Source organism: Streptomyces sp. NPDC051320, from assembly GCF_040682175.1.
Taxonomy (GTDB): domain Bacteria; phylum Actinomycetota; class Actinomycetes; order Streptomycetales; family Streptomycetaceae; genus Streptomyces.
Map to the genome: position 1 here is coordinate 405505 of NZ_JBFBAL010000006.1, position 10873 is coordinate 416377.

The following is a 10873-nucleotide window of genomic DNA, read 5'->3' on the forward strand; positions in this document are numbered from 1 at the left end:
GGTCGAACGTGATGTTCTTCCAGCACGCCACGGGGGTCGCCACCACGACCGTGCTCGCCGTGAAGGTGTCGCCGGCGATCGTCGTCACAGCGGCACCTCTCTCGTCCTGGCTGACCGATGCGACCCGCGTACCGAGGCGGACGTCGGCACCCGAGTCCGCAGCCATGGCGTCGACAAGCGTGCTGATGCCCTCCGCGGTGTATTCGTCCAGGACACCCCACGCGCGAATCAGGCCATAGCCCATCTGCGCGACGAACTGGAGAGGCAGCAATGCCGAGACCTCGTGCGGGTAGCGACCGGTGAAGAAGCTCCCCAGGAAGGTGAAGAAGCCGCGGGTGCCGGGACCGACCTGGAGGTTGTCGAGGTACTCGCTGAAGGGGATGTCCAAGTCAAGGACGTTCTGCCGATCCAACGGGATGCCGAGCGTGATGCGCCTCGCGTCGCTGATGATCTGGTAGGACGCCCGCTCGAAGTCGAAGATCTCCTCGACCGGCACGGGCAACGGCCCGGGGTTGTACTGGCCGCGATCGACCGTCGGGTAGCACTCGGGCATCGGGCTGTGCACAACCGTGAGGCCGTAGCGCTTGATCTCAGCCATCACGTTGACCTGGCGGTCGGACCAAACGTACTGGCCACCGTGCTCGATGACACCCTCCCAATCGCCGATCCGGCCGCGCTCGGAGAAGACCCGGCCGCCGAGGCGGTCTCGAGCCTCCAACAGCAGGACCGAGTAGCCCTGTTCGGCCAGGTCGCGGCAGGCCGTCACGCCGGCGGAGCCTCCGCCCATCACGATGGTGTCGAAGTCACGGTTGGTCATCTCGAACTCCCTTGTGGTGCGTCGACCCCGGACCTCCCACTCGGGGTCATGGGTTGGTCAGGCGACGCCAGCCGCGGCGAACTTCTCAGCGACGCCCGCTTCGTCGGAGAAGGCAACCTCCCGCACCACCTTGAGCGTGGCGAGGTCGAACTGGTACGCGATGAACAACGGCCAGCTGATCGTGACCTCGTCGCCCGACGGCGTCTCTGCACTCATCGACGCTTCGAGCGTGACGGCAAGGACGTCATGGACCCGGTGCACGGTCGCGAGATCTACCGAGAAACCACTGTCGGCGGACCACAGCTCCTGTACGTACTCCTTGAGGGCGGCCTTGTCCCTCTCCTTGCCGTTCTCAAGGAAGACAAGGGCGTCGTCGTAGCAGGCCATCAACGCGTCGATGTCCTGGGCCTCCATCGCTGCGGCCAATTCGCCAAAACGGTCCTGGAGGGCGTCGTGTTCCTGCGTCGTGCTCATGATGCTCCTTCGATGTTGATCCACGTGGTCTTCAGTGAGGTGTACTTCTCCAGGCCGTGCACGCTCCGGTCTGCGCCGTGGCCTGACAGCTTGTGCCCGCCGAAGGGGACAGAGCTGTCGCCCTCCTCGTAGCAGTTGACCCAGACCAGTCCGGCGTCGATCTCGCGCGAAAGGCGGTGTGCCCGGCTGAGGTCCGCGGTCCAGATGGCCGAGCCGAGGCCGTAGTCGGAGTTGTTCGCGATGGCGATCGCCTCCTCCTCGGTGGAGAAGGTGAGCACCGACAGGACCGGGCCAAAGATCTCGTGCTGGGCGAGCCGGCTGCCAGGATCGACGTCGGTGAAGACCGCGGGCGAGACGTACAACCCGTCGTCACGCTTCTCGTCCGAGCCCATCACCAGGGTGGCGCCGTCGGCGATACCCTTGCGGATCTCGTCCACGACGTCGTCGCGGTGGACGGCGTACGCCAGGGGGCCCATGGTGGTGGCCGGGTCCAGCGGATCGCCGATCACGTGGGCCTCGAGGTGCTTGACGACCCGGGCGACGAAGTCGTCACGGATCTCCTCGTGCACCACCAGCCGTGAACCGGCGGTGCACATCTGGCCACTGTTGAAGGAGATGGCCCAGGCAGCCGTGGCCGCCGCCTTGTCGAGGTCCGGCGCGTCCGGGAAGACGATGTTGGGCGACTTGCCGCCCAGCTCGAGCGAGACCGGCTTGGCGTTGGACTCCCCCGCGTAGGTCAGCAGCTTCTTGCCAACCTCGGTGGAGCCCGTGAACGTGAGCGTGGCGACGTCATCGTGCAGCGCCAGCGCGGAGCCCACGACGGAGCCGCTGCCGGTCACAACCTGCAGGACACCCGCCGGGAGCCCGGCCAGAGCGGAGAGCTCGGCGGCCCGAAGCAGCGACAACGGCGTCTGCGTGGCCGGCTTGACCACGACGCTGTTGCCTGCGGCGAGCGCCGCCGGGATCTTGAACATCGCGAGCGTCATCGGGAAGTTCCACGGCGTGATCGCACCGACGACGCCGAGGGGCTCACGCGTCACCAGGGCCAGGGCACCGTTGCGGCCGCGCGGTGACTCGTCGTACAGCTTGTCGACGAGCTCGCCGTACCAGCGGATCGTGTTGATCGTCGTCCGAAGCTCGACGTTCCAAGCGACGGTGACCGGCTTGCCCATCTCCAGCGCGAGCAGTAGCGCCAGCTCGTCGCGGTGTTCGTCCAGGAGGTCCGCCCAGCGGAGGAGCACCTCGCCGCGCTGGCGCGGCTCGAGGAGGGACCAGCTGCCCCGCTCGAAGGTCCGACGTGCACTCTGCACGGCACGGTCGACATCTGCGGCGTCCGCGCTGGTCACGTTGGCGATCACGGATCCGTCGCGCGGGCTGATCAGCGGGAGGGCCCGCCCGGACGCCTGGTCCCAGGCACCGTCGATCCACATCGCCGACGGGATCGCCGTGCGCGCCTGCAGGTCGAGCCAGTCGTCGAGGCTGGTCAGCGTGCTCACGCGGGGCGTTGTCATGCCATGGCCTTTCTGTCGAGGACCAGCTCGTCGGCGGTACGCCGCGATGCTGCGTCCACCAGCCAGTCGAAGATCGGTTCGGGTTGGGTGGCGGTCCACTCGGGATGCCACTGCACGCCCACGACCGGGCGGTCGGCGAGCTCGATGCACTCGACCACCCCGTCCGGCGTACGGCCCACCACGCGGAGGCCGTTGCCGGGACGGTTGACCGCCTGGTGGTGCCAGGAGTTCGTCACGCGCCGAGCGCCGTAGACCACGTGCGGCACGGACCCCTCGGCGAACTCCACCACGTGGCCCGGGTCGCCGTCGCTGGGCGCGGCGTAGGAAGCGGAATGCACGATCGGTCCCTCGTCGAGGTGCTCAATGAGGGTGCCGCCGAGCACGACGTTGAGCAGCTGATGGCCGCGGCACACGCCGAGCAGTGGCGTTCCGGAATCAACCGCGGCGACGATCAGCGCGGCTTCGTAGGCGTCGCGCTCGGCGTCGTGGGCGTCGTGGTCCCACCGGGGATCCACGGTCGGGTCGACCGCGGCGAGCCCACCCCAGCGGGCCGGATGCACGTCCTGGCCGCCGGTGACGACGATGCCGTCCAACTGAGCGACGACGTCGGCCGCATCGGCCGCGAACGGGATGAGGACGGGGATGCCGCCGGCTGCGGCGACGCCGTCGGCGAACGCCGAGAAGTAGCTGCCGATCCGCTGCTCGCGGAACCGCTCGGAGGTGTTCGCCACCATGCCCAGCGCGAGCTGGCGGCCGGTGATGCCGATCAGCGGCTTCATGCCCGGCCTCCGATGCGCGCCACGACACGGATCTCGTCGCCCGAGGCGAGCGCCTTGAAACCCTCGTTGATGGTGGCCAGGTCGAACTCGGCGGTGACCAGGTCGTCGAGTCGCAGGACGCCCATCCGGTTGAACTCGGCGTACATCGGGATGTCGACCTTGAAGTGGTTCGACCCCATGAAGCAGCCTTGCAGCCGCTTCTCCTCGAGGAACAGCTCGGCGCCGCGAATGTCGATCTGATGCCCGTCCGGGATCATCCCCATCACGGTGGCCGTCCCTCCGGCGCGCAGCATCGCGAACGCCTGCCCGACCGTGCGGCCCGACCCGACGGCCTCGAAGGCGTGGTGGACGCCGCCGCCCGAAAGGGCCCGGACGGCGGCAACAGCGTCACCGTCGCGCGCGTCGACGACATCGGTGGCGCCGAACTCGAGGGCCTGCCGCAGCTTCTTGGGTACGACGTCGACGCCGATCACCTGCGAAGCGCCGGCCAGTCGTGCGGCCTGGAGAGCGGCGAAGCCGACACCCCCGAGCCCGATCACGGCCACTGACTGCCCGGGACGGACTCGCGCGCTGCGCAGGACCGCGCCCATGCCCGTCGTGACCGCGCAGCCGAGGATGCTCGCGGTGGCGGGCCGGACCTCGTCGGAAATGGCCACGAGGGAGTTCTGGTGCACCAGCGTCATCTCGGCGAACCCGCCGATACCCGCGGTGGGCCGAACCGCTTCGCCGCGCGCGTTGGTGAGCCGCGGCCTCGGGCGCTCCTGCTGGAGCCGGCCGCGATCGGCGCACAGGGTCTGCCGACCGTCGAGACAGTAGGAGCAGGTCCCACAGAAGACCGACAGGCAGGTGACGACGCGGTCGCCGGGCACGAACCCAACGACGGCGCTGCCGACCTCGACGACTTCCCCCACGACCTCGTGCCCAAGGACGATCGGCACGGTCGTCTCGAATGTGCCGTCAATCTCGTGCAGGTCGGAGTGGCACAGCCCGGCGTGCTCGACCCTGACCAGGACCTCCTCGGGAGCCGGGTCGTCGAGGAGGAGCTCCTCGACCTCCAGCTGTCCGGGCGCGCGGTTGAGGACCGCGGCCGCGATGCGCCTGCTCATACGAGCTCGAAGTAGCGGGCGGACTCCCACGCCGTGAGCCCGGTGTCCGGGTCGCCGCCGCCCATGGTGTGGAACGCCAGCCACTCCCAGCGGCGGGTACCGAGCCAGTACCTCACGAACTCCTCACCCAGCACCTCGGGGAGGACCTTGTCAGCCTCGAGCGCAGCAGCGGCCTCGGTGATGGTGGTCGGGAGCAGTTCCACGCCCGTGCTCTCGGGCCGGCACCACGCCAGCCCAGCGAGCGGCTCCGGGGGCTGCACGTGGTTGATCACGCCGTAGAGCCCCGCGCCGGCGACCGCGGCCGCGACCAGGTAGACGTTGGAGTCCGAGCCCGGCAGCCGGTACTCGATGCGGGAGTAGGCGGGGTGGCCGGTGATGGCGCGCACGGCGGTGGTCTTGTTGTGGTGACCCCAGGTGACGGTGGTCGGGGGGCCTTCCAGCGGAATGAGTCGGCGGTATGAGGTGATGAACGGAAGAGCGATCGAGGTGGTTCCTGCCATCGCTGCCATGACACCGCCGATGAAATGCTCCATGACTTCGGAGGCGCCATCGGGGCTGTAGAAGGCGTTGCCCTCGGCGTCGGTGAGCGAGAGATTGACGTGGGACGCCTGGCCCCACGCATCGGACCACTTGGCCATGAAGGTGACTGTGCGACCGAGCTCGTAGGCGACCTCGCGCATGATCTGGCGCGTGCGCGCCCAGCGGTCCGCGACATCGACGACGTCCCCGACCGCGACGTTGATCTCGACCTGGCCGGCCGCGGCCTCGTCGTTCCACGCCTCCCAGGCGATCCCGACCGAGCGCAGCCGCTGCTCGACCGCCTCGAGGTACTCGCGCCAGTCAGTGGACTTACCCAAGACATAGGCCGATCCGGCCGTCCCGCCGAGCGGTGTGAGGCCTTGGTAGCCCTTGGCGCGAGCCGTCTGCACGGACTCCTCGAAGATGGTGGCCTCGATCTCGATGGCGCCCTTGACGCCGAACCCCAGCTCTGCGGCCTGCGCGGTGACCTTACGCAACAGGTTGCGCGGACACACACTCACCGGCTCGCCATCCTGAGTCCAGAAGTCACCGATCACCGCCGCGACGCCAGGCCGCCACACGCACAGCGTGTTGAGGTCGGGACGCAGGAAGATGTCATCCATCTCGCCGCGCCAAGACGGGAACGCGAGCCCGAGCACCGGGAAGTTGCCCAGGTCATTGCCGAAGACGATGTCCGCGAACGGGTAACCCTGTTCGAGTCTGCCGAGGAACTTCTCGCACGACAACGTCTTCCCGATGAAGGTGCCGTCCAGGTTCGTGGTCTGGATCTGCACCGAGGTGATCTCGTTGTCGACCATCCACTGCTTGATCTCTGAAGCCTGCGTCTCAACCACCGAACCGCACCTTCCAGTGAGCACCGCACATCGCTGACATGTGTGCGCCAGATCCGACGACCGTGACCGCCCCAGCGGCGACCGCGTAGAGAAAGTGGTCGACCTGGCCACTGAGAACCGCCGAGAGGGCCGGCCCGTAGCCATGGACCTCGTACACGTCGCCTCCCTCACCGAAGGCGATCTCGGCCTCCTCGTCGAGGCAAACCAGGACCAGGCGGCCGGGGAAGCCGGGCGTGCCCTGGTTCACCTCCCAGAAGTGGGCGGCCGCTTCGCGCCAGGGGGGCAGCGGCGGCGAAAGCAGCTGAGCGGCCGCGAGGCCGACCGGGTCCGTCGTCTCGCCGACGGTGTACTCCGGGTCGAACAGCAGGTCCGCCTGCTCCGCGCCGTGAGCGAGCCCGTGGCTCACGAGCACGCCGGACCCGTCGAACGTCAGCGACGCGCACTGCGCGTCGGTGACCGAGCGCAGCGCGATGGCGCCGTTGGTCTGCGTGATCAGCTCGCGCAGCTCCGGGGCCTGGGCACTGGCCCGGAGGGTCCGGGCCAACGAGAGCACGAGCGGCGTGGGGTCGGCCTCCGTGGCGACAATTGCTGCTGGGCTGTTCATGACTCACCTGCTTCATTGCTGATCGAACGACTAGATCGATTGACCAAGTATGGCCCGGGTCACCCCGGCCGTCAATGGCCAAATGACCCGGGTCCAGGGATCAGGACGCCACCGGCGAGCCGGGTGAGCTCGCGTCGGCAGCTCACCGGGCCTGTCGGTTCGAGCAAGCAACAGATCGCCCCGACCCCCTACGGGGTCGGGGCGATCTGTCGTTCGGAGCGTCAGGCGCGCGCGGCCGGCGACAGCAGCGCGGCCGCGACGTGGGGGCATCCACTGCAGGAACGCCGCCGAGGACGGTGGCCAGGTAGAGGTTTCAGGAGGCGAGGGTTCCGAGGTCGACCGGGAGGCATGTGCCGGTGATGGCCGACGCCTCTTCCGAGGCGAGGTAGGCGATGGCACTGGCTACCAATGAAGGCGTTCGAAGGAGCAGCACGGCGTGAGGATCCTGTACAGCCGAGGCATGACCGAGACCTCGTCGCTCGGCGCGGTCGCGCATCCGCCGGCCTGGGCCTCGGAGGATGAGGCATGGCCCTACCGCGTCAGCCAGGGTCAGCTGCGCACCGGGGACGTCGGCCGGATCAGCCTGGACGGCTATCTCACGCTGGCCAATCGCACCAATGACGTCATCAAGTCCGGCGGTGAGTGGATCTCCTCGGTCGGCCTCGAGAACGGTGTCATGTCGCACCCGGACGTGGCCGGGGCCGCCGTCTTCGGCGTACCCCCGACGAGAAGTGGGACGAACGTCCCTGTGTCGCCGTCGTTCTCTGCGAGGGCGCCACAGCCGACGTGGAGGCGCTGCGCGCCCACCTCTCCGGCTCCTGCACGAAATGGCAGCTGCCCGAGCGGTGGACGTTCATCGCCGAGGTTCCGAAGCCGAGCGTCGGGAAGTTCGACAAAGGACGCTGCGCAAGCAGTAAGCCGCGGGCAAGCTCGACGTCGTCAGAGCCAGCTGAGCTACAGCGCATACGAACGACGACATCGCCGGTGGCCGAGCGGACGTCGGCTACCGGCGATGGGCGTTTCAGCAGGTCCTACATGCGACCGATGTGCCGGTAGATGTCAGGCCGGACGCGCTTCAGGGTCACCGCGTAGAGGACGCCTGCCCCGGTTGCCCCCGCGAGCACGACATACGTGATCGTCACCGCCCCGCTGCCCGGGATCAGCAGCTCGATGTTCTTCGTGGCCAACCACAGCGTCACGACGAGTCCCGCGAGGGCCAGCACAGGAGCGATCACGCGGTGCCAGACCGTGGTGTCGGACGGACGCGTCCGCCTCATGAACACGAGGACGGCGAGCGTGGTCAGGACGAAGAGGATCTGGAGCGAGTAGCCGAAGATGCCCCACAGCTGCGCATACAGGACCGACGGGTCGGCCTTGAGGAGCACACTGACGAGGTAACCGATGACGACGACGGCGCTGGCGAAGATCGACGCCTGGTGAGGCGACCCGTGCCGGGGGTGGACGGCACCGAGGCGGCGAGGCAGGATCCGGTCGACGCCGAGGTTGAACAGGTAGCGCGCAAGCACGCCATGGACGGCGATGAGCGACGCGAAACCGCTCGTGATCACCAGGACCGAGACGAGATGCACACCGACGCCGCCGAGGAAGGTCTGGAAGGTTGCGGTGACGCTCCCGGTCGGGTTGGTGGCTGCAGAGGTGACAGCGTTGGCCGGTCCGTAGGCCTGGATGATCACCCACGTGGAGACGGCGTACCCGACACCGATGACTGCGACGAAGCCGTACGCCGCCCGCGGAATGGTGCGCGCCGGGTCGCGAACCTCGTCACGGAAGACCGCGGTCACCTCGAAGCCGCTGAAGCTGAGCGCGGCGAACAAGAGGCCAATGCCGATGCTCCCCGACGTGATGTTGTGAGGAGTGAAGGAGGACGCCGACAGGCCTGTCGCACCACCGCGCGCGAGGACGACCGCCTGGTAGACCAGGATCAGCAGCGACTCACAACACATGAAGAACGTCAGGAAGCGTGCCGACAGCTCGATGTTGAAGTAGCCGAAGATGCCGACGATGATCTGGCAGACGGCCGCCCAGACCCACCACGCGACGTGCGGCCCACCGAGTATGTCAGTCACGAAGCTGCCGATGAGGACACCACCGAGCGCGTAGCCGCCGAGCAGCAGCAGGTAGTAGGTGGTGACGGCGAGGAAGGACGCACCCAATCCGGCCTCGCGACCGAGGCCGAGCGCGATGTAGGAGTAGAAGCCTCCGGGGTTGTCGATGTGCCGCGACATCTTGAGGAAGCCGCTGGCGAACAGCGCGATGATCGCGCCCGACAAGAGGTAGCTGACGGGGGCGCCCAGCCCGTTTCCGTAACCGATGGTCAACGGCAGGAATGCGACGACCGCTACCAGGGGGGCGTTGTAGGCGAGGATGCCGAAGAGCAGCTGGAAGGCGTTGAGATCGCCGCGGAGCTTGTGGTCCTCTGCCTCAGGTGGCGCCATGGCGCCAGTGTCTCGGCTGTTGTCGATGCCTGTCATGCGTCTTCCTTCTGTCCTTCTCGGAGGCTGCCGCCGGACTGAGCGCGGCCGGTTCGAGGTGATGCACAGCACGCCATGCTGGACACGGTCATTTGATCAGGTAAACTGATCAAGTCATATGTAGCTTCCGTAGTTCCGGGCAGTGCGGGCGAAACGGTCCCCGGAACCCGCGCAGTCGACGTCGCCGCCCAATCGGCGGCCTTGCTCACATACAGCGGGGTGGGGCCGATTAGGGATACAAGTCGCCTAAGTCGCATGATCCAGACATCCGACCTTGGCAATTTCTTGATTTTCTGCGCGACAGCGCTCGCGGCTGACCGGCATCGCGCACGCCAGGTAGACACGGCTCGCCGCTGTTCAGCACCATGGCGATGGACAGGGACGCCGCAAGAGCTTGCGATGCCGCCATCCCAGCCATTCACACGCCCATACCCGGCCGGCCACGCCTCCCGGATTCAGAGGGTCCGAAGCTTCACCAGGGCCGCGATGTCCTCTTCGCCCAGCCCTTCGTCGACGCCACGGCACAGGGTGGCCACGGCAGCCGTGAGCATGGGGGCCGCGTCCCGCGTAGGCATGGACGCAAGCCAGCCTTGCGATGCCTCTTGGTAGACCTTCAGCGATGCCTGATCCGTCGCGAACTCGCCGCCTTCGACGCGCTGCAGAACGTCCCGCATCTCGCCTTCCAGCTGCGATGAGGCGTATCCGAGGAGCGACTCGATCACGCTTGTGGACGCGCCGAAGGCGGTCATGTGCCGGGTCGCTTCGATAAAGGCGATCACGCTCGAGATGAAGAAGCCGCCAGTAAAACTGGCATCGATCACGCTGGCGGCACCGTAGTCAGGGCCGACATGCAGCGAGGAGCCGGCGAGGTCGTACACGAGACTTGCGTGGGCTTGCCACAGCTCGTCGCTGCCGGCCACAAGGATGCAGGCCTCCTGCGTCCCGATCTGCTTGGGGTACGCGAGGATGGCCCCGTCGAGGTAGGAGACTCCGCGAGCGTCGGCCCAGCGGCCTATCGCGACGCTGTCCTCCGGCCCACCACTGGTGACATTGAGAACCGTCACCCCGGCGAAGGCCGCCGGGCCAACGGATTCCAGCACTTCGCGCGCATCCGCGGGGGTGCCGACGCAAAGGATGGCGATCGGCGCGGATCGGACGGCGCCCTCGGCGGACTTCATCACCTGGGCTCCGTCCACGACCAGGGCGCGCGCACGGGCAGCCGATCGATTCCAGACAGCGACCCGGCGCCCGGAGGCGAGCGCCGCACGGGCGAACGCAGAACCCATGTTCCCGCATCCGAGCACGGCAACATCGTTCTCTACAGACCCAATGGACATTCTGAACTCCTCAGCCCTCAGTCGTAGGCAGCTTGAATCCGGATGGAAATGATCATCCGACTGGATCTGATGACTAATTCGGATGAGTGACTTTGGCACGGGCGGAAATGGGCTGTCAAGAACCTGAAACAGTTGGACTTGTGGCTGCTCGAACAAGGGTGGTTTTCACAACCGAAAGGGCGCCCTGCTCGCGGACGTCATGCCTGTGTCCGCGCTCAGAGCGCCTCTGACGAAGTCGAAACCTGGGCCGCATGCGGCAGATCAGTCCCCGGCGTCCCCTGGCACCTGACGCAGGATCTTGTCGAGGGCGTCGGCGGTGGCGTCGATGTCCGCCTGGCGGTGCGCTGTGCTGAGGAAGATCTTGGCCGAAGGCATGAACA

8 protein-coding genes and 2 pseudogenes are annotated in these 10873 nt (G+C 67.4%); 1 reads left to right on the forward strand and 9 read right to left on the reverse strand.

Annotated features, from left to right (window positions below; translation table 11 throughout):
- Positions 1-28: 28 nt before the first annotated feature.
- The 7 genes and pseudogenes from AB0M87_RS16705 to AB0M87_RS16735 form a co-directional block, all read right to left on the reverse strand.
- Positions 29-817 (reverse strand): annotated as a pseudogene (locus AB0M87_RS16705) (FAD-dependent oxidoreductase); the annotation flags it as partial.
- A gap of 57 nt (positions 818-874) precedes the next feature.
- Positions 875-1291, reverse strand: a complete 417-nt coding sequence (locus AB0M87_RS16710; protein ID WP_365853383.1) for a nuclear transport factor 2 family protein — start codon at positions 1289-1291, stop codon at positions 875-877.
- Entirely contained in the window at positions 1288-2802 is a 1515-nt protein-coding gene (locus AB0M87_RS16715) for an aldehyde dehydrogenase family protein (RefSeq protein WP_365853385.1), read from the reverse strand. Before AB0M87_RS16715 ends, AB0M87_RS16710 begins: the two co-directional genes overlap by 4 nt.
- Positions 2799-3581 carry a gamma-glutamyl-gamma-aminobutyrate hydrolase family protein gene (locus AB0M87_RS16720; protein ID WP_365853387.1) on the reverse strand — a complete coding sequence of 261 codons (783 nt, stop codon included), beginning with the start codon at positions 3579-3581 and terminating at the stop codon, positions 2799-2801. The genes AB0M87_RS16715 and AB0M87_RS16720 overlap by 4 nt, the downstream gene beginning before the upstream one ends.
- A complete protein-coding gene (locus AB0M87_RS16725) occupies positions 3578-4687 on the reverse strand; it encodes a Zn-dependent alcohol dehydrogenase (RefSeq protein ID WP_365853389.1) in 1110 nt (369 codons plus the stop codon). Before AB0M87_RS16725 ends, AB0M87_RS16720 begins: the two co-directional genes overlap by 4 nt.
- Positions 4684-6060 carry a glutamine synthetase family protein gene (locus AB0M87_RS16730; protein ID WP_365853391.1) on the reverse strand — a complete coding sequence of 459 codons (1377 nt, stop codon included), beginning with the start codon at positions 6058-6060 and terminating at the stop codon, positions 4684-4686. The genes AB0M87_RS16725 and AB0M87_RS16730 overlap by 4 nt, the downstream gene beginning before the upstream one ends.
- Positions 6053-6664, reverse strand: a complete 612-nt coding sequence (locus AB0M87_RS16735) for a hypothetical protein (protein ID WP_365853393.1) — start codon at positions 6662-6664, stop codon at positions 6053-6055. Before AB0M87_RS16735 ends, AB0M87_RS16730 begins: the two co-directional genes overlap by 8 nt.
- Positions 6665-7088: 424 nt before the next feature.
- On the opposite strand from AB0M87_RS16735, the pseudogene AB0M87_RS16740 reads away from it, so the two are divergent.
- A pseudogene (locus AB0M87_RS16740) lies at positions 7089-7581 on the forward strand (fatty acid--CoA ligase); the annotation flags it as partial.
- Between the two features lie 114 nt (positions 7582-7695).
- Here the strand turns inward: AB0M87_RS16740 and AB0M87_RS16745 are convergent.
- Both AB0M87_RS16745 and AB0M87_RS16750 read right to left on the reverse strand, forming a co-directional pair.
- Positions 7696-9120: an APC family permease gene (locus tag AB0M87_RS16745; RefSeq protein WP_365853395.1), complete on the reverse strand. Its 1425-nt coding sequence runs from the start codon at positions 9118-9120 to the stop codon at positions 7696-7698.
- Between the two features lie 491 nt (positions 9121-9611).
- Positions 9612-10493, reverse strand: coding sequence for an NAD(P)-binding domain-containing protein (locus AB0M87_RS16750; protein ID WP_365853397.1), 882 nt, complete (start codon positions 10491-10493; stop codon positions 9612-9614).
- Between the last annotated feature and the right edge of the window lie 380 nt (positions 10494-10873).